Raw genomic sequence first — 25,418 nt, 5'->3', positions numbered from 1 at the left:
GGTTATGGAGCAATCCCACTGGCAGCCCAGCCGGCAATCGGCTCCCCCGCTGCATATGCAAATCACACAGTATATCCGGGACAAAATCGTCGGCGGCGAGTGGCCGGTAGGCACCCGCATCCCTTCGCAGCGCAAATTGGCCGAGGCCTTCAAGGTGAACCGCAGCACGGTTGTGACTGCCTTGGACGAGCTCACGGCCGCCGGGATGCTGGAGGGCTGCAAAGGCGGCGGAACTCGGGTAGTCAACCATACGTGGGGCGCGCTCGCTGCTACGCCGCCGACAAATTGGAACGACTACGTCAAATCCGGCATCCATCGGCCCAACCTGCCCGCCGTCCAGGAGATCAACCGCGCCGAGTTCCATCCCGGTGTGATCCGGCTCGGCACGGGAGAGCTGTCGCCCGAGCTGCTTCCGCACCTGGAGATGAGCAGTGTGCTGCGCCGCATGGCGGATCGGACTCCCCCTCTGGGATATGGGGAGCCGATGGGAGACCTGCGGCTTCGCGAGCTGCTTGCAGCCCGGTTCCAGCAGCTCGGCATCGCGGCCTCTCCCGCTTCCGTGCTTATCGTCTCCGGGGCGCTGCAGGCGCTGCAGCTCATCTCCGTTGGATTGCTCGAGCCGGGTTCGGCCGTACTTGTAGAACGTCCCTCCTACCTGTACTCCGTTCCCGTGTTTCAATCCGCGGGCATGAAGCTGCGCGGCGTCCCGATGGACGAGAACGGCCTGCGGGCCGATTTGGTCGGCGCATACGCCAGGCAGTACAACGCTTCATTGCTGTATACGATCCCAACCTTCCATAACCCGTCGGGTACGACAATGAGCGAGGTACGCCGCGGGCAGCTGATGGAGGTTACCGAAGCCGGGGGCCTGCCGGTGATCGAAGACGATGTATATCGAGACCTATGGCTGGACGCCCCCCCTCCCCGCCCGCTTAAAGCCCGGGATGCCAGCGGGAACGTCCTTTATCTAGGCAGCTTGTCCAAGACGGTCAGCCCCGGCCTGCGCATCGGCTGGATCGCCGGTCCTCAGCCCGTGCTGGAGCGGCTCGCCGACATCAAGATGCAAAGCGACTACGGCTCCAGCACATTGTCCCAGCAGGCGGCGGCCGAGTGGCTGGGCAGCGGAATGTACGAGCAGCATATGGAGCGGATTCGCGAACGGCTGAGGGAGCGCCGTGCCGTCATGCTGAACAGCCTAGACAGGCATTTCGCTGGTATCGCAAGCTGGAAAGTGCCTACGGGCGGCTTTTATGTCTGGCTCAAGCTGCATGCCCCGCTCCCCGCGAGAACCCTGTTCGACCAGGCGCTGCGCCGGAACATTCTCATCAATCCCGGCCATCTGTACGACCGGGACGCGAACCAGCATATCCGCCTGTCATATGCCTTTGCTTCCCTGGATGATATGGAGCGCAGTCTTGTCCAGTTGGCGGAGATCATCGAGTCTATTTTGTCCTAATGTATAATCCCTATCATATTTTGCTAAAATACCCCAACCCAAGGCAACTATTGTGACCCTGGTACCGTTTAATTAAATGGGAGGGGTCATACCATGCGTACTATGCGTTTTGTGCTGCTTGTTGCCTGCGTCATTGCGATATTCCTGCTCATTGCAGGCTGTAAAAATACAAAGGAGCTTAACAGCGAGCCAGTCGTTCCGCAGCCCGCCGCCTTCGAGCAGCGCCCTGAACCTGTCAGTGCCGGCGCCGATGGCGGGATCGATTCGGCAGCTGCTGCAGGGTACCTCGAAGCGGAAGCCGGGGAACCTGGGAGCCTGAGAATGATCAGGACACAACTGCAAATCCCGAAGCCGATGGGAGCGCGGGACAGCTGTACGGTCTGGCTTTTGAAGCGATGATGCCGATCGACGAAGCCTTGAATGCTGACATGAAATACATCGCGATCGATTTCAGCGTGCTGACGCACTTAGCAGCGGAAGATAAGCAGTACATTGAGGAGTACATCGGCAGCAGGTTTGCCGCCCCGGTCAGAGACGCGACCTTCGAGCAGCTGAAGGAAAGCGAGGGTGACGATTTTACCGATAACGGGATGGTACTGAGCGGCGTGCTGCTCCAAATCGATAAGGTGGAAATCAGCGAGCACGGGGCCGTCATTGAAGGCATGAAGTACCGATCCGGTAACGGAGCCGTCGGAATAGCCATCCAGCTGGAATTGAAGGACGGGGCCTGGAAAGTGATTGAGGCGGCTAATAATTGGATTAGCTGATGGGAATATCTGATTTTCATAAAAAAGCTGCCCGGGATCACAAGGCTTCTTGTACTCCCGGGCAGCTCTGTATTGCGTTATACCACGTCGTAGCCCTGATCTTCGATCGCTTCCTTGATCGTCTCTACACTTAGCTTGCTCTCGTCATAGCTGACCGTGACGTTTTTGGCCGACAAATCGACCTTGGCGCTCGCTCCAAGCTTGGATACCGCGCCCTCGATGGAGTTCACACAGTGATTGCAGGACATTCCTTCCACGTTCAAGGTAACTGTTTGCATTTCCATTCCTCCTCTAATTCATCCGGTTATATGGTTAGCATTCCTTCCAGCCTTTATTTCATCAGCTTATTCACCGTAACCAGGAGCTCTTCCACCACTTCGGTCTCCCCGGCCTGGATGCGTTCAATGACGCAGCTCTTCATATGGCCTTCAAGCAGCAGCCTGCCAACACTGTTCAGAGCCGACTGTACAGCCGCAATTTGGTTGAGAACGTCGTCGCAGTACGTATCCTTGTCGATCATCCCCTTAATTCCCCGAATTTGCCCTTCAATCCGGTTAAGACGCCGGCTCAGATTGCTCTTCAGCTCATCGGAATGATGACTGCGCCTCTCATCTGCGGACGAATCTGCTGAGGGATCCGCACAATGATGTTCCGTTTCCCTAGGTTCTGTCATACGGCTATCACTCCTTTCCTTAAGAATCATTATATTATACCCCTGAGGGGTATGTAAAGATGTATTGAATGTAAAGCAGCCTTAAACTCAAAAGTGTATGCTCACTCCGCTCATTGCACCTTTTTTAAGAATATAAAGGTATATTGTTCTGCCGAGGCATCACTAACCTTATGAGAAAGCCGACACAATAGTTCGTCTACTTTGCGTATAAGCCGCTGAAGATGTTCGGCGCTCATCTTCTGTAATGCAAATGTACTTGGATAATTCGCAAGATATTTTACAGATTGAATTAAACTCACAGAGTCTAAATCCATTCCCCTGAGGTGTAACCATGTCAGAAACCTTAATGTTAGTCGGTACTAGAATTAGAGATATTCGAAAATCAAAGGGCCTATCACAAGAGGCATCAGCTGAAAAGGCAGGCTTTAATGCCAGTTATATTGGATTTATCGAAAGAGCTGAGAGGAATATTTCATTAAAAAACTTGGATAAAATAGCTGCTGCATTAAATGTTGGAATACATCAACTTTTTACATACATCGAAGAACAGGAACCTCTTACAGAAGAGGATTCGACGATAAAGGAAATCATATCCATGCTGAGATTTCAAATGCACATCGAAGTTGGACGCTTCTCTTGCAGCTGCGCTTTGCTCTACATTAGTCTTAACTTTCGTGCGTAATGCTTCTCGTCCTTTACTTACCCACTCAACTGCATTTTTCCCGTATTTAGACTGTAAAAACTCATTCCAATCTTAATAACGTCGCCGCCTTGAACTTGCACATTCCCTGGACTGCTGATGGTAACGCCGCTAGTCTCATGAAGCGTAATAGATACTTTGCCTGAGGAGTGAATTAAGTTCGACCGTTTCATCACTATAATCAAAAAAGCTCATTCCCACCTATAAACAGGTAGAAATAAGCTTTTAATGATTTATTTGCAACCGCTAGTATGTCATATGAATTAATATAAAAAGGCTACCTCAATCACCTACGATCTCATTTCGTGCTGATATACTTCTGTAATCATTAGTGCGCCAAGTTGAAATCCCCGAATAAAAGAAGCAGTAGAGTGCATTGATCCTGACTTACTTCGCAAATTAAGCAATTCTTCAAGCTGACTGAATTCCTGTGCTGATAACTTCTTCTCCCATATTTTCATGGCTTCAGATATTTTTCGGTTTAGGGCACGGTATTCAGGATCAATTGGCATAATCGTTTCTTCAGGGCGAATATCTCCACAATATAATGCTTCTAAAATACTTCTCATTTCCCTCTTCCCTTCAACTGGATTCCTGCTCCTTGAAAGAAAGACTGACACATGATAAAGTAATTTGTGCAGTCTGTCCACCGGGCAGTTGCGCGGTGGAAGTGGCGAATTCTTTTGCGGGAGTGCGCCACTTCCTTTTGTTTATTCATCATCATTTAGCCTCTCGATTCCACGCCTTACAGCCTCATTTTTGGTCACTTTATTCTGCTTAGCGTATTTTTCGAGAATCTCATTATGCTTCTTATCTAGCCGTACTGTAAGTCGTATTTCTTTAGGATTCTCCGAGAAGGGCCGACCAATCTTTTTGGCGATTCGTTTCACCTCCTAGCATAATTATTGGCTGACAATAATAACATATTAAACGTCTGCCAAAAAGTCAAGTTAACTATCATTTGGATATATTTACTCAAGGCTGGGATGTAATTCCGTTTTCAAGCAAAAAAAGGCCTATTCCTAGCTCATAATTAAGTGGAATGGCCGCGTAACTAATATTACTATGTGATGTATGTATCATTGGTTGAATCCTAAGATGCACCCATACCGGGAAGCACCCCAAAAGGTGTTATTGCTTGAATGATAGATTGATTCGGCACTTGGTACCCCTAAGCCAACCCGTTTACTCATCAAGTTCTGCTTTTAAATTTCCCTTTAATCGTAGGCTTGCTCCGATTTCTATGCTAATTTTTTCTTCAAATTCCACCAATACGTTACTTCCTAAATCTTGAATATCACAAATGAGCGTATAATCATCCTCTTTTTCCATTACTGTAGCCACAGCAATAATATGAGATGATTCGCTTATAGGCTGTAGCACTCCTTTAATAAGCTCTGGTTGTTTAGTAATAACTGAATAATCATTTACCAAATCAATTCCAATATTTAAAGTTATATTTTGATTTACGTGAAGGAATTGTGATTGACCGCCTTTTTCCAGATACTCGTTGTGTTGGATTAAGTGACACCACAGTTTTTTTTGTCTGGTAATAACGTTTAAATAGATAAGGCGTTCATAACCATCTATGATTATTTTTTCAATTATACCTCCAAGTTTCATAACCTACTCCTTATTGCAATTTTCCAAATGATTTTGGATCACTTGGCATCATCGATTGAATTTTCCCATCCTTAACGATAACCACTACACCTTTTTTAGGATTTTCTGCTCCTTCTAAATAGTATATCTTCTTCCCGTTCACCTCTCTAATCTGCCCCTTTTCAATTACTCTTTCTACCTGAGCAGTAAAGTTTTCAAAGCCTTTAACCGAATTCTCAAATTTTGATTCATCCACTCCAAGCCTTTTAGCAAGAGACGGAATGCGATCCGGATACCTTTCCCAATAGTCAGCAAAATGTTTTACACCTTGATTTGTTCCGTCCTCAAGTACACCCCATTTTTCACTAGACGGACTATTTAACATTCCCTGTTTAAGATCGCCCGACCCCTTATTCTTGATCCTTTCAAGAATTTCCTTCTCTTTTTTCAAATGCACATCGAAGTTGGACGCTTCTCTTGCAGCTGCGCTTTGCTCTACATTAGTCTTAACTTTCGTGCGTAATTCTTCTCGTCCTTTACTTATCCACTCAACTGCATTTTTCCCGTATTTAGACTGTAAAAACTCATTCCAATCCGCCCCTAACACAGGATTCTTATTACTCATATTCGGCGGATTCGGAGGTTTCGGAGTCTCCTTAGGCATCTCCGTATTCATATTGTTAAGTCCAGGCTTTTTTAAACCCAAGCTAGGGCCTATGAATCCGCCGCCCTTTACTGTCGGAACATCTATCGGGCTGCCCCAGTAGAGTTCATTTATAGACATCCCAGCGTCTTCTCCATTGTAACTCGTATAAATCGGAGCTAAGCCAAAGAGCACATTTGTTTTGTGCTTCCGCTTCATTTCTCTTACAATTTCATCTGTACTGCGTTTCTGTAAAACACCCATTGCCACATCTTCTGTTAATCGATCCGACCAATTGTACTGTTCTTGTATTAGGAGAGTTAATTGGTTCGTCTCTTCATATTCCTCAGGAAAATACCTAGGAGGTTCCCAGCGCCTTCTCACATCCTCAGGAACCTCGTGGTAGGCTTGATAGATGTGGTTCGACTCATTCAATAAGTGATAAATCAATTCCAATTTACTATTGGAATGAGACACTTGACGCGCACTCGTTACCATCTTGCCTAAGATCCACTTGGTGTAGTAAGCCTGTCTTTCTTCTTCATACATTCGCTGATCGATCAGTCCCTGCAAGAATAGACCTGCTAATTGCTTTAGCGGATGCAAAGGGTTATTAGCAGGCACATCACGCGCTTTCCCATCACTTCGCAAAGGAACTCCCGCCGTTGCCAGCAGCGCCACGCCTACCGCCTTATTCGCTGGCCCTCCCAGCGCACCTATTAAAATTCCCGCCATCGCTGGAATCGAACCCACCAGCTTCGACTCCGTAGCCAGCATGCTATTGGCCGCGGCTTCCGCAGCCGGACTCGTAATTTTGGCTGTAGGAGAATTTCCACTACCCGATGAAGTATGGGACGCGGCAGATGATTGGGATGCTTCATACGCCTCCACACTCACTATCTCAGGCTCCCATACCGGAGGCAGGTCAGTGACAAATACCGGGGCCTTTACCGTCCCTTCCTGCTCGATCACCGGGGCTTTGAGGTCTGTCTCGCCATCCAGCACCATGCTGCTGGCTCCGCCTTTGAGATACAGCGCTGTACCAGCTTGTAGCGATAGTCCCTTCCCTGCCTCCAGCCTTACATCGCCACCTTGGATTTGTACATTCCCCGGACTGCTGATAGTAACGCCGTTAGTCTCATGAAGCGTAATAGACAGCTTCCCTGAGGAATGAAGCGTCAACTCGTGCTCAGATAGCTCTACACCGCTTCCCTTCGCATGCTGCCACACCTTGGCGCCAGGTTGTCCATGCGCACGCTGCTGGCGTAATGCCTCGGTGACATAGGCATCCTGCTCGCGGTTTGTAGGCATATACAGCTCCACCTGATCCCCGATTTCCGGCATATTATACCACCCGCTGTAGTCTTCCGCCACATAACGGGTGGCTACGGGAAACCAGCATTCGGCAGGATGCTGCTCGGGGTCAATCTTCAGTTGAAGCTGTACACGATCCTGTTCTACACGCAGCACCTTTCCTAGTAATGAAACTCCCGTAATCTGCTCATTCTCAACCCGCGCATAGCGAATTTCCTGTTCGGCTTGAAGATCATATCGCGTACGGAGCATCCCATCCTCAAGACGTGTCTCAGCCCGAACGACGATAAGCTCTTTACCTTGTCCCATGGGGAGTTCAATCACATCTCCTAAGGCATAGTACTCCAGGCTTTCAATCGTATAGGTGATATACGAGCCAGTCCGCTCACCCGGGTTCCCGGCAGCCAATTCATGGAACGTTTTCCGCACCCGGTAGAATACATCCCGCTCCAGCTGATGCAGCTTGCCGATCGGCAGCCCAAAAAAGATCTTAGGCGATGCCGCCGTTACTTCAGGTACGAGTACCGAACCAAATCGGGAAGCGAGTCGCTTTAAAAATGCCCAATCCGTCTCCTGATACTGCAGCAGGAAGGTCTCCAGTTTGGCGCCGTCCGTAACGGTATCTATCGCATCCCCGTACTTATACTTCCGCACCAGCGCCGTGACCAGATCATCATAAGTGCGCTGCGGCTCTTGGTAAGAACGATTTTTTAGTTTCACATCCAATTGATAGGAATGCGAGGCAGCCTCCAGCTCAAAAGTATAGACCCCCCTTATACAGTGTATGGACAGGCGGGTGGTCATCCCGTGGAATAACCTTCTTACGGATTGCCCCTGCTCGTCGATCTGGCGAATAATGATAGGTTCTTGATCCATCGTTTGCCCGATCCATGCAGCCCCTTGTTCTTCGGGAAGAATGCCTGTCATCTGTAAGCGCGCATGGTCGTTGATCGCTCTATGAATATGTAACTGCTGAATATGCTGCGGCTGAAAGGGACCGTAGAAACGTATGCTCTCATAACCGATCCCCTCTATATGTAAACCCAAGGTTGTACTTCCTCCCTCCTGACTTGATCACGGCTCTGGCCGTTAGTCCAGCTCCTGACCGTCATCTTCTATGCGAATATGCCCGCAATATAAGCAGTGATGCGTGCAGTCCTGCGTCAGAGCGGGCTGGCCCTCGATCAGCATATCGCTTTTCCCATTGAGCCATGGCATCGTAAGGACAGGGACGCACGGAGCCTTTTTCACCCCGTAAATATCAACCATTTCACTGGTCTGCACAGCAGGATTGTGGGGGCTGGAGCAGTTGCCAAAGGAAGAAATATTCTCTCCGGGCACGTAATCCGCGATATTCATCACGGCTTTATTTTTGACGTATACCCCATGGCTGAAAGGACGCTTTAGCCGGGTTGGCTGAGTTCCGTAGCTGCAGCTCAGAATCGCGCCTGCGACGACATAGCTTTTGGCCCCGCCGGCTCCTGGCTGCACCTGCACCTGCTGTCCCTTTGCCGCCTCCTTCATGAACCTGTTCCCTCCTTGCTATCCATTTCTACTCGTTCAAGTCTGATTCCTATAAATGGACGACGCAGCAGACTCTCTGCCAGCGCCAGATTGATAAATATGTAAGGCTCCATCAAACCCGCTATTTGGAAAATAGGAGACATGGCCTTCCCGTGCTGCAGTACCAAATGCTTCAATGTTTGATCGGGATACCGTTCGGTGCTATCAGACAAGCATTCCTCCTTAGGAGGGCGAAGCACCCAGTACACCTCTTGCCTGGCTACCTTAAAATCTGTAAGTATGGCTGCTCTCCATTCCATGCCAGGCCTGTATTTCTCCAATAACGCCTTCATGCGATTGGATACCAGCGGCACGGGATATTCCAGAAAGTCCGGAAACATGGATTGCGAATGAAGCTGTATTGCTAAAAATAAAGGTGCATCTTCCTCTTGAGACAGGGTCATCTGCATGCCGCTCTTTATGGATAATGAGGATAGCGGTACAGGCTCAATCCGATGCTTGATCCGGTCATCCATTCTAAGCCGATAATATCTCACGTAAGTTGCCTCCTAACATCACGGAGCTGATCCTCCGTCAATTTCACGCCTTGCAGCTTGGCGCCTGTAAAATCAGTTCCACTCAACCGCGCGCCATCAAAAGACACGCCCGTCAGATCAGCACCAGCAAAGCTAGCACCTGTCAGATCGGCATTCTCGAAGCAAGCCGACGCTAGATCCGCATGGATAAATGAAGCTTGCTGCAGCAAGGCATCCTTGAATACCGCGCCTTGAAGCTGAGCTGCTCTGAAGGAAGCCCCCTGCAGACTCACCGCTGTAAAATTCACTCCGCTAAATCCTAGCGGCTCCCACTCCAGCCATGAATCGGAATCGTTTACGCTGCCCATTACCCTGTCCAACACGGCATTTCTTAGAGAGCAGCCGCTAAAATCAGCTCCATGGATCAGGCTGAAGGTGAAGTCAGCACCTTGAAGCAGACTATCCCGCCACTCGGTACCCACCAGCACGCAATATTGCAGTCGGCTATTTTCCATCTGCATACGACGGAAGGCCGTATAACGAAAATCCAGACGGCTATAATCCCCCTCCGCTAGGTCAAGCTCCGTCAAGGCTTGATAGCCGTACTCGTGCGCTTCTTTTGATGCCAGCCATGCTTTAACCTCTCGATTGTCTCGCTCTCGGCGATCTTCCTTATATACGGAGATGCTCTGATCCAAATACTCTCCGGCCCGAATCTCAAATGTTTCTGCACGATCCAGCGCTTGGAACTCGGGAGTATGCACCGCACGTTTCATCGCGAGACGTAGCATATTCACCATCAATGTATGGAATTCCGCCGCTGCGTCCAGCATCATCTGCTCTAATCCAGCCTCCGAAAGAGGGAGTTGCTGCTCTATGGCTTCAGCCTGGCGCTGCTGCTGCAGGTCATTCCAATAGGAGAAGGCCCAGCTAATATCCCATTCAAATTGAACCTGATCCGCATCAAACACCCAATACTCATCGGCGGCCTCGACTAGATAGACCGGATGCCGCTCCAGCCACGATGTTCGCAGCATAGAGTAAGTGATGTAGCTTATGCTGCCTTTTTGTCCCTGAACCTGCTTTTGCCGAATGTCGCGGCAATATTCTCTAAATTTTTGTATGCACTCCTCAATACGTTGTTCTAACGTCGCCTTAAGCGTCTCCGCCCAATCTTTACGACTAAACCACTTTGCTTCATTAAAATTTACCTCCTGCTTCAGCCCATCCAAAGGCTTGTCCATTTCGTCTACACCACCTGGTACGCTTATGCTAATTAGATTTCACTTCGCTGCCCTTCATCTTGGCTGAACCGCTAAGTTCAATAGAACTGCCGTTGCAATCCATACGCAGCTCGCTGCCTGCGGAGAGTGACATCGTTGTCCCAGCCGTCAGGCTCAGATCTCCCCCCGCCGAGATGCTTACGGCATTGCTGCTTACAATATGTATGCCATCCTTATCGTTCAGCTGGATATAAATAGCCCCTTCTTTCCCCGTGATGACCAGCTCATCCGGTCCCAGGCAAATTTCCTTGCCATGAGGGGTTCGCCATATTTTCCTCTGAGGATCCAAAATTTTATTACGGGCGCTTCCTTGCGTATTTCGTCTGACGGCACTCCCCGCAATTCCATCTTCTTCTCGGCTGCCCGGAAAATATAGCGAAACGGGATCGCCGATTTCAGGCATCACATACCAGCCCGTATGTCCCTCAGCACTATAAGCCGTAGAGTAGTTGAACCAGTATGCCTCATCTACCTTCTGCTGCTCATCGCAGTCCAAATGAATGCGCACCTGATCCTGGCGCACGTCGATAACGACGCCGCTTAACGAAGCGCCGGCCAGTTTTTCCTGATAGTAGCTTTTTTGCCGGAAGCCTTGGTAAGATCCCAATACATATTGGTGTCTCAACTGTCCCTGCCTCATTTCGGTATAAGCTTCCATCACAAACAGGCTGTGCCCCTGAAAGTTCAACTGCGCTCCTAAATCCAGCACCTCATCCGTCTCCACTTCATAAAAAATGAAGTCGTTCTCCGTCAGCCTGGCCTGGTCATTCTCCTGAAAATAACGAAAAGGCAGCATTTGCTTGCGTACGGCGTAACGGCTATGATCCAGCACCACATGTGCAGGAATATCCTCAATGCCAAAATAAAACTTCGGACTATCAAAACGGGCGGCGGGCATCAAGCTTGTATGATAGCGGGAGGCCAACCGTCTTAAGAAAGCCCAATCCGTCTCCTGGTACTGGATGGCAATACGCCCGATCTTGGCCCCGTCAGTAGCCCCGTCAATCACATCAAGCCCCTCGTAATCCTCGCCAATCTGTTCCAGCAATTGAGGAATCGTCATATTAATATTCTGAAAAGAGCGCGTGCGCTGCTTGATGTCCATTCGGTAGGTATGCGAGATAGCCTCTACCTCCAGATAGTAGACATCACGCACAACTTTCACCTCAACCGAGAGTGCAATCCCGCTGAATAATGGTGTAGTGCCGCCTGCCTCATCCTTTTGGCTCACTTCAATGACCGTATAGCTATGCGTTGTTTCTACGCAGCTATCCCGCATATCTTCTGGAATCACGCCTGTAAAATACAGCCGGGTATGCTCATTTATTTTCTTCGTTAAGGTGAGCTGTTCTAGGTTAATTCTCTCAAATGGGTGAATTAGAATGTTATCGTATCCTAGACTCATCTTGAAGCATCTCCTTCCTCGTACAGCAACTCGGAGGAATCAGAGACACCTCTAAGCGACTGGACTATAACTTTAGCTACAGGCAGCCATGCATCCCTATCGGATTCCAGACAGTTGAAAGCACCGATGATCACGTATCCTTCCAGAATAAACAGCAGCATTTCGTTATATAGGTTTCCGTCTACTCCTGCTGTTACAAAGCGAATACACCCCATAGAAAGGCCGGATGGATTAACGATCAACTCCGTCCCCATCCAATTGCGGATCGGTTGTACCGATCGCAGCACATCTGCCATTCGCTCCATAAAATCAGGAAGCTCCTCCAGCTCCAAAGCCGTGTCTGTCGGATTAAAGGTCATATTGATGGTCCCTTCAGAAGAAGTGTAAATAACCTTCGGGCGATGCTCCGAAGGATATTTGAATTTGGCTTGCTCCAGGGGCATGAGATGAAAGGATTTGGGAATTTTTACCTCGATTTTTCCATCCAGTACGATCACAGGGGCGAAGGTTATAACCTCATCCTTGATGCGCAGCACCATATTCTTGTCTGAAACTAAGCTTTCTTTCTCTGAATCTGTTAATTGGGATTGGCTCGTTTTTGCCTCATCATGCTTATGTATTAATTCCTGTTTCATTCTAAGAATCTGTTCATCTAAGTAATTCATCGTATGCAGTTTCTTCTTCCTCCGAATCTTATTTTTGTAAATGTAACCCATTCATACCTATATTTCGGACATACACTCATAAAAGTTAACCCATACTCCGCAGATTCCCTTATTTCACCAGAAGGGCATCCACCCGACAATTTGCTGCAAAAAAAATCACTCTGACCCCAGGCATTCGCCTTTGGATCAGAGTGATTGTCATTTCTATATAAATCTAGCTCTTTATTAAACTCAAACTTGCCTATTCGCTTATTGATATCCCCAGATCATCGTAAACAGTGTACCGAAAACCGTCACCAGACCTACGAACAGCGCATACGCGATATTCGTATAAAGCGATGTCTTCGAACCCGTCTCGCCGATGTGCATGAAGACGAACAGCTGAACTGACATTTGAATGACCGCGCAAACGAGCAGAACCGTCATTTGCATCCCGTAGGACATATCGAAGAACAGAACGGTCAGTGCAACGATCGAAAGGATCAGCGAAGAGACATATCCCATGACGTGTTGAAGCGGGAACAGTTTTTTCATGTCACATCAATCCTTTCAAGTATACAAAGCTGAAGATGAAAATCCAGACGACATCCAGGAAGTGCCAGTACAGCGAGAAGATGAATGACTTGTTCGCCGTATCCGGCGTGAAGCCCTCACGCTTCATTTGCAGCATCAATCCGCCGCCCCACACCAATCCAAGCGTTACGTGCGCCCCGTGGAGCCCAAGCAACGTGAATAGGCTGGACATGAACGCGTTCGTTTGCAGCGTTGCGCCTTCGTTTACGTACGTCACGAATTCAATGATCTCGACGCCCAAGAAACCTAGGCCAAGCAGCAGCGTTACCGCAAAAAATCCCATCGTCGCTTTCATCAAACCCTGCCGCATACTGTTGATCGCCAGACCGATCGTGAAGCTGCTCGTCAGGAGCAGGAAGGTCTCGATAAGCACCGGTCCGATTTCAAAAATCTCTTTCGCCGTAGGACCGTTGCCGGTCCGGTTCCACAAGGTGAAATATACGGCGAAGAGCGTGGAGAACATCACGATCTCTGCTCCGAGAAATACCCAGAAGCCGAAGATGCGGTTTTTGTTCTCTTCCGTGCTATATTCCAGCGGTACTGCATGATCTATTTTCATACCTGTTCACCCCGCAATCGTTGTTCGGTCGCCACAACTTCCTTCACAGGAATATAATGTCCGTGATCGCGTTCAAAGGATCTGATAATCATCATAACGAAAATACCTATGGCTCCAATCACAGCCCCTACCCACCAGTTAAAGACCATGAAGAATCCGAAGATCATAAAGATCACACCCAGAACAAACGGCTGGCCGCTGTTGTTAGGCATATGAATATCGCTGTATTCCTCGGTATACAGAGATTTACCGGACTTCTTCGCAAACCAGAACGCATCGCGTTCCTTAATTTCAGGCATACGCGCAAAGTTGTAGTGAGGAATCGGGCTTGGCGTGCTCCATTCCAAGGTCCTTGCATTCCATGGATCGCCGTTTGTCTCTCTCGGCGCATAGCGGAAGCTCCAGTAAATGTTGTATACGAGTACCGCAAAGCCAATAGCCAGACCGACCGCACCGATCGACGCAATAAGATTCAGCAGCCCGAAGCCTGTTTCTGCAGAATACGTGTACATCCGCCGCGTCATCCCATTCAATCCAAGGGCGAAGAGCGGCAGGAACGTTACGTTGAAGCTTATTACAATAATCCAGAAAGCCAGTTTGCCTTGCTTGTCGTTCAGGCGGAAGCCGAACAGTTTCGGGAACCAGTAGTACATTCCCGCAAGAACCCCGAAGACTGTCCCCGGAATCAATACGTAGTGGAAGTGGGCAACCAGGAACATCGTGTTGTGGTACTGGTAATCCGCACTTGCCATGGCCAGCATAACGCCGGTCACGCCACCAATCGTAAAGATCGGAATAAAGCCAAGAGCATACAGCATTGGCGTCGTAAATTCGATGCGTCCTTTATGCATCGTAAAGAGCCAGTTAAAGATTTTGATCCCGGTCGGAATGGCTATCGCCATCGTGGTCACGGAGAAGACGCCGTTAACCATCGCGCCGTGTCCCATCGTATAGAAGTGGTGAGCCCACACGACAAAAGACAGGAGCGAGATGATAACCATACTGAACACCATTGATTTGTAACCGTACAGATTTTTGCGTGAAAACGTCGAGATAACTTCACTAAAGATACCGAATGCGGGCAGAATAACGATGTATACCTCTGGATGCCCCCATACCCAGAACAGGTTGGCCCAGAGCATATCCATCCCACCATTGGCCATGGTGAAGAATTGCGAACCGAACTGCCGGTCCAGCATCATGAGCAGCAGCGCGATCGTCAATACCGGGAACGCGAATACGATGATGACGGAAGTGACCAGAATCGACCATGTGAACATCGGCATACGCATTAGCGTCATGCCCGGCGCGCGCATCTTGAGAATGGTCACGATGAAGTTCACCCCGGTCATGAGCGTACCCAGCCCGGAAATTTGCAGCGCAATGGAGTAATAGTTATTGCCAACCGTCGGACTGAACTCGATGCTCGACAGCGGGAAGTAAGCTGTCCATCCGGCATCCGGCGATCCGCCGATGACGAATGAAATGTTGAACAGCATCGCTCCGGCGAAGAACAGCCAGAAGCTGACGGCATTCAGGCGCGGGAACGCAACGTCCCGTGCTCCGATTTGCAGAGGAACGACGACGTTCATCAAACCAATAATGAATGGCATCGCCATGAAGAGGATCATGATGACCCCGTGCGTCGTAAAGATTTCGTTATAGTGCTGGCTGTCCAGTAATCCGTTCTCTGGGACAGCAAGCTGCGCACGCATCAGGAGGCCGTCTACGCCGCCCCGAAATAGCATGATGAGTGCAGAAATGATATACATGATACCGATTTTTTTATGATCAACGGTCGTTAACCATTCGCGCCACAGGTAGCCCCATTTCTTAAAATAGGTGAGCCCGGCAACAATCGCGATTGACACAATAACAATACTGACCATCGCACCGTAAATCATCGGTTCGCCCGTGACGAAAAATTCGTCCCATTTCATTTAGCTTACTCCTTTCCAGTTCTTAGTTGCCTTATGAGCCTATTGCTCTTTGTTCTTTCAACCTAATTACTGATTGTGATTGTGCCCGGAGTGATCCGAATCTCCGCCTCCGCTATTTTCTGAACCGATTTGGTCGATCTGGAACTGATCGAGCTCGGATTTCGCGGCGGAGTCACCGTGATTATGCCCGGCGTGCTCACCCTCAGGCGGCGGTAAGAACGTCAGGTGCGTGGAGGAGTAAGTTCTTCTGCCGACATGCTTCGTATCCAGCAGACTTTGGAATTCTTCCGGCGTCAGTTCGGAAGCCGTACTCTTTACTTCATCCACCCATTTGTCGTACTCTGTCTGATTCATCGCCAGCACTTCAAATTCCATGTGGGCAAAGCCTTCACCGGAGAAGTTCGCATTCTTGCCCATTAAAGAGCCCTCATGCTCGGCAACGAGATTCAGCTTCGTAACCATATCGCTCATCGCATATTTCTGGCCGCCCAACTGAGGGACCCAGAAGCTCGTAATCGGTCCGTACGCATACAGGCGGAATTCGATAGGGCGATGAGTCGGAATATTTACGTAGTTGACCGTTTCGATCCCTTCCTCTGGATAACTGAAATGCCATTTCCAGTTGGAGGAGCTTGCGTAAATAACTATTGGCTTTTGATCTTGATAATCCTTAGGTACAGCCTCAACCTCGTTCGTACTGCGAATCGTAACAACGGATAGCATAATGACGATCGCTAGCGGAATCGCAGTCCAGGTAATTTCGAGCCATGTCTTTCCTTCATCATGCGGTGGCTCGTAATCCGGAGCAGCTTTGGAAGCCCGGTATTTGGTCAGCATGTAAACATAAAGCACATATACGACGAGCAGGATTAACGCCATCGTGATGATGGAGAAAATAATGACGTCGGATTGAGTCTTGGCTACAGGTCCTTTCGGATCCAATACCGTCAAAGTATTGCAGCCGGACAGGAAGACAAGCAGCGCTGAAAATGCGATTAACAGCAGCCCTCTTCTTTTCATAGATTCCGTTACCCCTTTCTAAGCAGTAAGTTCCACGGTGTGATACAGGCTGATAAACAGTCACGTGAACTTAATGTATTACAACTAAGAACAATGTTAGGATTCGTTAAAAGTAAAAACAAACCATAGAGAAAGGTAATTATGTAATATATTTACATTAGAATGCCTGTCCGCCGCTCACCTCCCCACCCCAAAAGTCGAAATTCAGCCGTATTCCCCCGAAAAACGCCAAATTCGGCGATTTTGATAATTGTTCACAATGAACATCCAGAAGGCCCGAGTTCGCAGAATTGTCATAATGAAACGCGGACTTTGTAACTAAAATCACATACATTTGAGCTTTCTTAGGCGCTTCTCACTGCGGTAATGCTTGCTAAATTGCTAAATCTGCGGGGTATTCCGCTGACAATTTAGGTCGCGTCAGAATGAGCCATCGGAGATTGTGCGAGTGGAAAATGAGTGGGTATTGGAGGTCGGGGATGTGAAGATGTGATAGATGGAGGCGGGGAGGTGTAGGTGAGGATGTGTAGGTGAGGATGTGTAGGTGAGGATGTGTAGGTGGGTGACCAGGTTCGCCGTTTGTAGATGGAAGCTCTGGGTTAGCTCGCCTGACAAAATGAGTGGCTTTTCGCACCGCGCGAAACTCCCAGCGCGCGGTGGCCGGCGTAACATGACTGTTATGGGGGAGTCGTAGATTGTTTAATACAAAGAGTCGTATGAGGTTAAAGTTGCTGGGACGGCGCATATAGTCACTTCGAGGGCGAAATAGTTGGGGCTGCGCACACTGGTACTTCGAGAGGTAGGTAGTTGGGGCGGCGCGCACTGGTACTTCGTGGGGGAGGGTAGCCGGGGTGGCGCACAATGTCACTTCGTGGGGGAGGGTAGCCGGGGTGGCGCACAATGTCACTTCGTGGGGGAGGGTAGCCGGGGTGGCGCACAATGTCACTTCGAAGAGGAGGTTGCTTACGGACAACAGGTCCGCTATTTCGCGATTTACTCGATATTTCTTATTCTTACGGACACAGAAGACGTTATTTGCCCCTAAACGCCTCTTTTCAGTCGCTTATAGGGGCAATAGCGGAACCAGGGTCCGTTAGCACAACAATTTCGGCGTTTTTGGACAAATAGCGGAACTACGGTCCGTTAGCCATTCCACTCTGCCCTACTCGCTCAACTCCACCCCGCCCTACTCCATTCCACTCTGCCCTACTCGCTCAACTCCACCCCGCCCTACTCCATTCCACTCTGCCCTACTCGCTCAACTCCACCCCGCCCTACTCTACTCCGCTCTACCCTACTCTACTCCGCTCTACCCTGCTCTACTCCGCTCTACTCCGCTCTACTCTACTCTACTCTACTCTACTCTACTCTACTCTACTCTACTCTACTCCACCCCACCCTACCCTACTCATTCCTACTCCAATCCGCCCGCACCCTCCGCTCCCCTTCCAACCCGAATTTCGCCCGCACCTTCACGTTTTATTTAGCAACCATAGGGCTGCTGGCACCAACAGCCTAACAAATAAAAAGCCGCCCGGGAGATCCACTCTCCCAGGCGGCCATAAAGGCATAGCCTTACAGCAATTCTTTGCGAAGCTGTTCTGGCGATTTAGGCGACAGCAGGCCAAACGGAATGTCAAATACCGTTCTTGCCCCGGACTCGCCAGCTTGGGACAGCTTGTAAGCTGCGCGCGCGTAAGCTACAAGCACGCTTGCCGTAAATTCGGGATTGCTGTCGAGCTTCAACCCGAATTCGATAATTTGCGTGTTGTTCTCTCCCGTGCGGCCGCTTCTCAGCACGTTGCCGCCGTGCGGCATAGCGGAGTGGTTCGCCTTCAGCTCCTCTTCGCTGATGAAATGTACCGTCGTATCATAATCCGCAAAATAGTTCGGCATTTCCTTGATTTCACGTTCGATCCGTGCGAGATCGGCACCCTCTTCGGCAACTACATAGCATTCCCGCGCATGCTTCTCTCTCGTGGACAGCTCTGGGTTTTCCCCTTTGCGCACACGGTCTACAGCGGACTCTACCGGAATCGTATACTGCACGCCGCCCTTCACACCGTCAACGCGGCGAATCGCGTCGGAGTGGCCCTGGCTAACGCCTTTGCCCCAGAAGGTATACTCGTTGCCCTCAGGAAGAATAGCTTGTCCAAGCAAGCGGTTCAAAGAGAACAAGCCTGGATCCCAGCCGGTCGAGATCACGCTCACATTTCCCCCTTGAGAAGCCGATGCGTTAACTTTGTCGAAATACTCAGGAATTTTCGCATGTGTGTCAAAGCTGTCCACCGTATTGAACATAGCGGCCAGCTCAGGCCCTTGCTGCGGAAGATCCGTGGCCGAACCTCCACAAAGAATCAACACGTCGATATCGCCCTTATACTTCTCCAACTCGGAAATATGCACGACGCCGCTGGCTGCCGCTACCTCATCCGGGTTTCTTCTCGAAAAAATTGCGCGGAGCTCTAGATCCGGATTTTGCTTGATTGCTTTTTCCACGCCGCGTCCTAAATTCCCATAACCTACGATACCCACTTTGATGTTCGATGCCACTTTACGTATCCTCCTTCAAAATTAGATCGTAATTATTTTATCTTACTATGGGTCATTTTTAAATCTTTAGCCTCATAAGTTAGGCATTACTTCACCCGTTATAACGGACCTCGCCCAAAAGATTTCACAAAAATGTCAATTTTTCCGTTTTTAGTCCCTCTAATATAGCCCGATAAGGTCATATTCTCCCCAAAAAAATAACTGTAAAATGAAGTGCATTGTGAAATATGTTACTGCAAGTTAGTAAAAAGGAGTGATCCCTGCATTGAAAAAACGGCACGCAGCCAAGGCGCTAATTTCACTCACGCTTTACTGCCTTCTGTTCTCCCTTCCTGCATCCGTTTCCGCCCATGCCTATGTTGTAGCATCCTCTCCCGGAGAGAACGAAGTACTCAAGGAAGCTCCCGCTCAGGTCAGCATTACCTTTAACGAGCCGATCGAACAGGCGTTTCACTCGATTCAAGTCACCGATCCATCCGGCCAGCAAGCCACCGCAGGAGAATCCCGAATGGATGACGCCAATTCGGCCAGATTAATCGCGGATCTGAGGCCTGAGCTGCCGGACGGGATTTATACCGTAAATTACAAAGTGCTGTCCAGCGATGGCCATACGGTCACCGGAACATTCCCTTTTATCATCGGGGATGCCGCAGCAGCCGCCCACAACCCTGCGGCAGCGAATCAACCCGGCAGCAGCCAAGGACAGGATTGGCCCAAGCTTAGCCTCCTTCTTCTTCGTTGGCTCCAATATAGCGGCTTAGCGATATATATTGGCGTGCTTCTCTTTCATTTGCTGCTCTGGCCGTACCGCAGATCCAATGCCGAGTCTGCTGCCCGACGACGCCAGAATCATCCTTATGCTTTGGCAAAATCGCCGGTGTGGCAGCGAAGCAAACAGCTTCTCATTCTATCTCTCCTCCTGGCTGCGGCCGGAATCGGGCTGAGCTTGCCGCAGCAGACGGCGAGCGATGCCGGAGTTCCGTGGAGCCAAGCTTGGAATCCGGCTTGGATCAAGGATACGCTCAGCCTTACTTCGTTCGGCAAAGCCTGGATTGCCGAGATGATACTGCTGCTCATACTGGCCGGACTGACCACCATACTTATCATTTTTACGAAAAAACAAAACCGCTTGGCAGCGGATCTAACCGCGGCGGCCGCACTCCTGGCCACCCTTGGCATTCTGCTCGCCAAATCGTTTATCGGCCACGCCGCAGCCGCGAACGGAAGAAGTATAGCAATCACCATGAACTTCCTGCACCAGGCTTCCTCCTTCCTATGGCTGGGAGGGCTGCTCTCGCTCGCTTTACTATTGCCTGCTGCCGCAGGAGCAACGCGAAGCTCATCCGGCTCCAGGAGTCAAATATATTGGGAGGCCATCCGCCGCTTCTCTATTCTAGCTGCAGGCTGCGTTGCTATACTGCTCTGTTCCGGGGTCTACGCCGGTTTGCTCCATATACCTACATGGTATGCGCTGCTGCACAGTAATTACGGGCTCATCCTCCTTGCGAAAAGCGGACTGACGCTGGTTATGCTGGCTCTTGGCCTTTCCGCGTTCATGCGCGGCCGCAGGCAGACCCGGCCCCTGGGCCGTGGGGTGTGGATCGAATTCGTGACCGGATTGATCGTGCTCATTCTGGCTGCAGTTCTATCGAATATGCCGACGGCTCTGTCCAGCCCGGGTCCGATTCAGTTGAAAGCCGTAACCGCGGACGGCTACCACATCTCTGTACAAGTATCGCCGAATACCGTCGGCGAGAACCGCTTTGAGGTGACCGCCCTGGATCGCGAGCAGGAACCGCTAAACGGCATCGAGCAAATCACGCTAACACTAGCCTCCCTCGACATGGACATGGGAACGATCGAACTTGTAATCCCAGGAAAGAACGGTTCTATCCCACTAAGCGGAAATACGATCGTGACAATGGGCGGCAGTTGGAGGCTTCACGTTCATATTCTGCTGTCATCGCTGGATACGGTTGATAGCAGCTTCACCTTTCAAGTCGGCAACAAGTGATTTCTAACTTCACTATAAATAAAAAATTGCAAAGGAGATTTTCAGCGTTATGAAACAAAAAGTTCAATCCTTTTCCGCCATGCTTACAAAAGCAATAGCTCTGGCTCCAGCCATGGCCGCATGCCTGCTGCTGTTTGCCAGCATCGCCAGCGCGCACGTCACCGTCAAACCGGGCACCACAGCTCCCGGAGCCTGGGAGACTTACACGATCAAGGTTCCCGTTGAGAAAGACATTCCTACGGTCAAAGTATCCCTGAAAATTCCCGAAGGCCTGGATTTCAAGCAATACCGCGCCATTCCGGACTGGAAGGTAGAGCTAACGAAAGACAGCTCGGATAAAGTTACTGTCGTCACCTGGACATCAGAGGGCGAAGGCATTAAGCCTGGCGAGTTCCAGCAGTTCGATTTCGTCGCCAAAAATCCGGACAGCGATGCCGAATTGGCATGGGATGCTTACCAATACTATAGCGATGGCAGCATTGTCGAGTGGACGGGGGATGAAGGCAGCGAGAAGCCGCATTCCATCACCGCAGTCTCTTCAAGCCCAGATGCCGGTTCCGCCGCAGACAGCGCAAACCACTCGCACAGCCACGATCACGACCAAAATCAAGCCACCAGCGGCAACGCCGGGCAAGCAGAAAATGCCGCTGAAAATACAGCGACACACAGCAGCACCGACGCTGCCGAGACTAGCGCTGCACCTGTGACGGAAGCTGCAGAAAGCGCAAGCTCTGCAAGCACATGGACTATCGTGCTGGCGTCAGCCGCCCTGTTGATCTCGTTAATTGCCTTAGGCCTTGCGATTAGCGGCAGGAAGAAATCCGCCTAAATCTCCAAATGCCAAAAACTCAAAAACTCGGACGCTTACGTCAAATGACGCTAGCGCCGAGTTTTTTATGTCCTAAAAGCTATTGAATCGCCGGAGGAGCCTGATCGATAGCTCCCGTGCCTGCGGAGCGATTGTCGTTCCTTGCGCCAATCAAGCAGAGAGCGGCCAGCAGCATCCCGAGCGAAGCGCTTGCGAATAGCGCCGAATATCCGAACATATCGATGATCCAGCCGAGCACAGGCGGGGAACTGATGGCTGCCAGCGAGGAAACGAAGTAATAAATCCCGGTTCGTGTCCCGATGCTCTCCTCCCGCCCCGTCGCAACGATCCACGGGTACGAGTTAATGTTGATACAGGCCCAGAACAACCCGCCGACGACCAGCAGCACACGAAGGAGGAGCACAGACTTCACGAAGACGAGCGAGCCGAAAATGACGAACAAGCCCAGCACGCCAAGCGCAATGATTCTCTTCTTGCCGTATTTGGCGCCAAGCCATCCGCTGGGCAGCGCAAATGCCAGAAATGCCAGGGAGAAGAACGTTAGTGAGAAGGCCGCGTCGTTGTCGCTCATGCCGATATATTTTGTCCCATAGAGCGTAAACAGCGCTTCCACCCCTTGATAAGCAACGAACCAGAAAAAGATCGCTCCTAAAATGAACAATGTCGTGCGGTCGAACTGGTCTTTGATTCGTATCGGGGTGCGGGTCTCCCTCTCGGCCCGGAACGGATTGCTGCTGCCATCGCCATAACCCGTCAGAACTATGGGCTCCTTAATGAAGCTCTTCAGGATGACTAGAGAAAACAGCATAACCAGCCCGGCGCACAGAAACGGCAAATACGGTGCCTGCTTGTATAGCGGCGCGCCAAGGCCAAAAGCTAGAATCGAGCCGAGACCGCCCATGAAATTAATAATTCCATTAGCTTGGGTACGGCTGTTCTCTGGCGTAATGTCCGGCATGAGCGCCACCGTAGGAGAACGGAAGATGCTCATGGAAAGGTTCATCAGCACCATAAACAGCACCAAGGCCACAAAACCGGTATGTAGCGGGATCAACGTGGCAAACACGGCGCCAAGCGGCATGCCGATCAGCAAATAAGGCATCCGCCTCCCATACTTGCTGCGCGTCTTGTCGCTGCGGTGACCGATCCACGGCTGCAGGAACATGGCAAAATAATTATCGATCGTCATCATGAAGCCGATCATGGCAGCGCTTTTTAAATAGTTGGCCAAGAAAAGCGGCACAAACGCATTATACAGCGCCCACGTCATGCTGATGCTGAGGAAGCCGAGACCGAGCAGCCACGTTTTTCTCATCCCATTAACCCCCTTCAGCCGTCAGAAGCTCGGCCAAACGGTCGGGATAATCCGTAATGATCCCGCCAACGCCTGCACGGATCAACGCTTGCATTTCGGCCTTCTCATTAACCGTGAACGGATGATACGATATGCCCTGCTCCGAAGCCGCGGCGACAAGCTCGGGAATGACGGCGTACTGGAAGGCGTGCAAGGCGTCCGCACCGATGCGCTTCGCATAATCCCATGGCTCGTACAGCCCCTCCATATACAAAATCCCCGTGCGAATTTCTGGAGCGATCCGCTTGCACTCCACAAGCGAATAGTGATTGAAGCTGGAAATAATCACGCGCTCGGACAATCCAAAACGGCGAACCATGTCTATTACTTTGCTCTCAAGTTCTGGATATTGGACAACCCCATTTTTCAGTTCCAAATTAATGATCGTGTCGCGCGGCTCAACAAGCTCAAGCAGCTGCTCCAGCGTCGGGATTCTCTCTCCGCGGTAATCTTCATGAAACCATGAACCCGCCTCCTTCGCTGACAGCTCCGCCAGCGTGACATCCTTGACCCACTCCGGCGAACCTGCCGTGCGATGCAGCGTCTCGTCGTGAATCAGCACCGGATGCCCGTCCTTCGTCATTTGTACATCCGTCTCGATCCCAGTCGCCCCTAGCTCCAAAGCACGTTTGAAAGCGATCATCGTATTCTCGGGACAATGGCCCGCCGCGCCCCGATGCGCAAAATTAATCACTTTGGTCATGTTATACCCGTCCTCCCTGCGTTCTCCCTGTTATGCTTGCACTTGCCCCTTGTAAGCTTCTCTTCTGTGTACTTTCACAAAATATAATTAACCATACGCTTATCATAATCCTGCAATGTTAAAACTGTATAATGCGCGAACACCAATCGGCCGAATTTCGGAAGGCCAAGCACCGCGCGCCGGGAGACTCGCGCGGTGCTAAAAACCGCCGGCCCAAGCGCTTCTACCCCACTGGAGCCCAATTTGCAAGAGTTAAACCCATAATCGCTTGCTTTCCTTTAACAACCGGCCTCTTTCTTCAACTCGCGGTTTAACCATTGCGCCTCCGCAAGCGCCCGTGAATCGCCTTTAATATCGCCAGGCCGGCTGGCTTTACCGATGACATAACCTTCCAGCGGCATGCCCACGAAATCGAAAGTGTATTTAAGCATCTGAATGAGCGGCAGCGCCTTGATCCGCGGATTGTCTCCCCCCACGACGATAACATAGGCCTTCTTCTTCGCCATGGCTTCTTTGAAATTATACCGGGTGTCGCGAAGGCTCTGCGACCAGCGGTCGATGAAGTTTTTTAATATCCCCGAGGGTCCGTACCAATACACCGGTGTAGTGAACACGAGAATATCGTGCTCCAGCACATCCTGAACGATACCGTCATAATCGTCGTCGACAGGGTCGAATCCGCCCTCCTCATGCCTCTGGTCATGAATCGGCCTTATCGTTTTTCCCCTGAGATAAATATCCGTTCGCTCCAGCCCATCCAGCACAATCTCCGTCAGCGCTTCCGTATTGCCCTCTTCTCTCGTACTTCCATGCAGAACTGCGATCCTCATGCGGTCCACTCCTTCACTTATATATTTGTTGCTGCTTGCCCCCCCACCTTCTGGCGAGGAACCAACCCGACTATGGTCGGGGTCAAAAACCGTCCCCAGCCGGTTATGCCACTCCCGAAAAATCGATAAAATAAAGTCATAAACAACGGATTGCACCATCCCGATGACAATATATGAAAGTGAGTGAAGTATGATGAAGAAATTGTACCGTTCGAGAACAGATAAGCAAATCTCCGGTCTTTGCGGAGGTATTGCCCGCTATTTCAACATAGATTCGACCGTAGTTCGTCTAATTGCCCTGGTCGCAGCGATTTGCAGCTTCGGCACCGTCGTGGCCATCTACCTTATCGCCAGCCTGATCGTTCCTAAAGAACCTGCCGGCCTGCACTACGATTACAACGATTACGGTTATGATGAGCATTACTCGAAATTCTAACATTTTTTAACCCCATTCATGATTTAAGCTGTTAAAAATATACAATAAAAAGGAGTCCTG

Annotated in this window: 25 protein-coding genes; 7 read left to right on the top strand and 18 right to left on the bottom strand. The window is 50.3% G+C overall.

From position 1 onward, the window contains the following. The first annotated feature begins 4 nt into the window (after window positions 1-4). The 3 genes from QNH46_RS03075 to QNH46_RS03065 all read left to right on the top strand — a co-directional run bounded on the left by QNH46_RS03075 (window position 5) and on the right by QNH46_RS03065 (window position 2,223). Window positions 5-1,456: an aminotransferase-like domain-containing protein gene (locus QNH46_RS03075; protein WP_283926878.1), complete on the top strand. Its 1,452-nt coding sequence runs from the start codon at window positions 5-7 to the stop codon at window positions 1,454-1,456. 93 nt (window positions 1,457-1,549) lie between these two features. Next, entirely contained in the window at window positions 1,550-1,855 is a 306-nt protein-coding gene (locus QNH46_RS03070) for a hypothetical protein (protein ID WP_283926877.1), read from the top strand. Then, window positions 1,852-2,223: a peptide ABC transporter substrate-binding protein gene (locus QNH46_RS03065; RefSeq protein ID WP_283926876.1), complete on the top strand. Its 372-nt coding sequence runs from the start codon at window positions 1,852-1,854 to the stop codon at window positions 2,221-2,223. The genes QNH46_RS03070 and QNH46_RS03065 overlap by 4 nt, the downstream gene beginning before the upstream one ends. A 77-nt stretch (window positions 2,224-2,300) precedes the next feature. On the opposite strand, the gene copZ is transcribed toward QNH46_RS03065, so the two are convergent. Both copZ and QNH46_RS03055 read right to left on the bottom strand, forming a co-directional pair. Then, window positions 2,301-2,501, bottom strand: a complete 201-nt coding sequence (copZ, locus tag QNH46_RS03060) for a copper chaperone CopZ (protein WP_283926875.1) — start codon at window positions 2,499-2,501, stop codon at window positions 2,301-2,303. A 53-nt stretch (window positions 2,502-2,554) separates the two neighbouring features. Next, window positions 2,555-2,896, bottom strand: coding sequence for a metal-sensitive transcriptional regulator (locus tag QNH46_RS03055; RefSeq protein WP_213591008.1), 342 nt, complete (start codon window positions 2,894-2,896; stop codon window positions 2,555-2,557). Window positions 2,897-3,227: 331 nt separating this feature from the next. On the opposite strand from QNH46_RS03055, the gene QNH46_RS03050 reads away from it, so the two are divergent. Then, window positions 3,228-3,578 (top strand): helix-turn-helix domain-containing protein, encoded by a 351-nt coding sequence (locus QNH46_RS03050; RefSeq protein WP_283926874.1) that lies wholly within the window; start codon window positions 3,228-3,230, stop codon window positions 3,576-3,578. Window positions 3,579-3,886: 308 nt separating this feature from the next. On the opposite strand, the gene QNH46_RS03045 is transcribed toward QNH46_RS03050, so the two are convergent. From QNH46_RS03045 to QNH46_RS02985, 13 genes are all read right to left on the bottom strand, one after another. After that, window positions 3,887-4,165, bottom strand: a complete 279-nt coding sequence (locus tag QNH46_RS03045) for a DUF6809 family protein (protein ID WP_283926873.1) — start codon at window positions 4,163-4,165, stop codon at window positions 3,887-3,889. A 616-nt stretch (window positions 4,166-4,781) separates the two neighbouring features. Further along, a complete protein-coding gene (locus QNH46_RS03040) occupies window positions 4,782-5,219 on the bottom strand; it encodes a hypothetical protein (protein WP_283926872.1) in 438 nt (145 codons plus the stop codon). A gap of 10 nt (window positions 5,220-5,229) precedes the next feature. Continuing rightward, window positions 5,230-8,202: a hypothetical protein gene (locus tag QNH46_RS03035; RefSeq protein WP_283926871.1), complete on the bottom strand. Its 2,973-nt coding sequence runs from the start codon at window positions 8,200-8,202 to the stop codon at window positions 5,230-5,232. 42 nt (window positions 8,203-8,244) lie between these two features. Continuing rightward, entirely contained in the window at window positions 8,245-8,679 is a 435-nt protein-coding gene (locus tag QNH46_RS03030; protein ID WP_283926870.1) for a DUF4280 domain-containing protein, read from the bottom strand. After that, entirely contained in the window at window positions 8,676-9,215 is a 540-nt protein-coding gene (locus QNH46_RS03025) for a hypothetical protein (RefSeq protein ID WP_283926869.1), read from the bottom strand. Before QNH46_RS03025 ends, QNH46_RS03030 begins: the two co-directional genes overlap by 4 nt. Continuing rightward, window positions 9,212-10,438: a pentapeptide repeat-containing protein gene (locus tag QNH46_RS03020; protein ID WP_283926868.1), complete on the bottom strand. Its 1,227-nt coding sequence runs from the start codon at window positions 10,436-10,438 to the stop codon at window positions 9,212-9,214. Before QNH46_RS03020 ends, QNH46_RS03025 begins: the two co-directional genes overlap by 4 nt. Window positions 10,439-10,466: 28 nt before the next feature. Continuing rightward, window positions 10,467-11,882 carry a contractile injection system protein, VgrG/Pvc8 family gene (locus QNH46_RS03015; RefSeq protein WP_283926867.1) on the bottom strand — a complete coding sequence of 472 codons (1,416 nt, stop codon included), beginning with the start codon at window positions 11,880-11,882 and terminating at the stop codon, window positions 10,467-10,469. Beyond that, the gene (locus QNH46_RS03010; RefSeq protein ID WP_283926866.1) at window positions 11,879-12,547 is read right to left on the bottom strand and encodes a hypothetical protein; all 669 of its coding nucleotides are present in this window, start codon (window positions 12,545-12,547) and stop codon (window positions 11,879-11,881) included. The genes QNH46_RS03015 and QNH46_RS03010 overlap by 4 nt, the downstream gene beginning before the upstream one ends. A gap of 249 nt (window positions 12,548-12,796) precedes the next feature. Next, window positions 12,797-13,081: a cytochrome aa3 quinol oxidase subunit IV gene (gene qoxD / locus QNH46_RS03005; RefSeq protein ID WP_283926865.1), complete on the bottom strand. Its 285-nt coding sequence runs from the start codon at window positions 13,079-13,081 to the stop codon at window positions 12,797-12,799. A gap of 1 nt (window position 13,082) precedes the next feature. Then, window positions 13,083-13,679, bottom strand: a complete 597-nt coding sequence (locus QNH46_RS03000; protein ID WP_283926864.1) for a cytochrome c oxidase subunit 3 — start codon at window positions 13,677-13,679, stop codon at window positions 13,083-13,085. Then, a complete protein-coding gene (gene qoxB, locus QNH46_RS02995) occupies window positions 13,676-15,619 on the bottom strand; it encodes a cytochrome aa3 quinol oxidase subunit I (protein WP_283926863.1) in 1,944 nt (647 codons plus the stop codon). Before qoxB ends, QNH46_RS03000 begins: the two co-directional genes overlap by 4 nt. Window positions 15,620-15,685: 66 nt before the next feature. After that, window positions 15,686-16,639, bottom strand: a complete 954-nt coding sequence (gene qoxA / locus QNH46_RS02990; protein ID WP_283926862.1) for a cytochrome aa3 quinol oxidase subunit II — start codon at window positions 16,637-16,639, stop codon at window positions 15,686-15,688. Between the two features lie 1,575 nt (window positions 16,640-18,214). After that, window positions 18,215-19,192: a diaminopimelate dehydrogenase gene (locus QNH46_RS02985; protein ID WP_283926861.1), complete on the bottom strand. Its 978-nt coding sequence runs from the start codon at window positions 19,190-19,192 to the stop codon at window positions 18,215-18,217. Between the two features lie 265 nt (window positions 19,193-19,457). On the opposite strand from QNH46_RS02985, the gene QNH46_RS02980 reads away from it, so the two are divergent. Both QNH46_RS02980 and QNH46_RS02975 read left to right on the top strand, forming a co-directional pair. Further along, complete coding sequence (locus QNH46_RS02980; RefSeq protein ID WP_283926860.1) at window positions 19,458-21,206, top strand: copper resistance protein CopC; 1,749 nt, start codon at window positions 19,458-19,460, stop codon at window positions 21,204-21,206. A gap of 49 nt (window positions 21,207-21,255) precedes the next feature. Next, window positions 21,256-22,035, top strand: coding sequence for a YcnI family copper-binding membrane protein (locus tag QNH46_RS02975; RefSeq protein ID WP_283926859.1), 780 nt, complete (start codon window positions 21,256-21,258; stop codon window positions 22,033-22,035). A gap of 79 nt (window positions 22,036-22,114) precedes the next feature. Here the strand turns inward: QNH46_RS02975 and QNH46_RS02970 are convergent, their stop codons facing one another. The 3 genes from QNH46_RS02970 to QNH46_RS02960 all read right to left on the bottom strand — a co-directional run bounded on the left by QNH46_RS02970 (window position 22,115) and on the right by QNH46_RS02960 (window position 24,922). Continuing rightward, entirely contained in the window at window positions 22,115-23,350 is a 1,236-nt protein-coding gene (locus tag QNH46_RS02970; RefSeq protein ID WP_283926858.1) for an SLC45 family MFS transporter, read from the bottom strand. Between the two features lie 4 nt (window positions 23,351-23,354). Continuing rightward, on the bottom strand, window positions 23,355-24,092 hold the full coding sequence (locus QNH46_RS02965) for a glycerophosphodiester phosphodiesterase (protein WP_283926857.1): 738 nt from the start codon (window positions 24,090-24,092) through the stop codon (window positions 23,355-23,357). Window positions 24,093-24,370: 278 nt separating this feature from the next. Further along, entirely contained in the window at window positions 24,371-24,922 is a 552-nt protein-coding gene (locus QNH46_RS02960; RefSeq protein WP_283926856.1) for a flavodoxin family protein, read from the bottom strand. Between the two features lie 190 nt (window positions 24,923-25,112). Between QNH46_RS02960 and QNH46_RS02955 the strand changes: the two genes are divergently transcribed. Then, window positions 25,113-25,358, top strand: coding sequence for a PspC domain-containing protein (locus QNH46_RS02955; RefSeq protein ID WP_306422049.1), 246 nt, complete (start codon window positions 25,113-25,115; stop codon window positions 25,356-25,358). Window positions 25,359-25,418 lie beyond the last annotated feature (60 nt).

Origin of the sequence: Paenibacillus woosongensis (genome assembly GCF_030122845.1) — a bacterium.
In the GTDB taxonomy this organism is placed as follows: Bacteria; Bacillota; Bacilli; order Paenibacillales; family Paenibacillaceae; genus Fontibacillus; species Fontibacillus woosongensis_A.
This window is presented reverse-complemented; position numbering and strand designations above follow the sequence as displayed.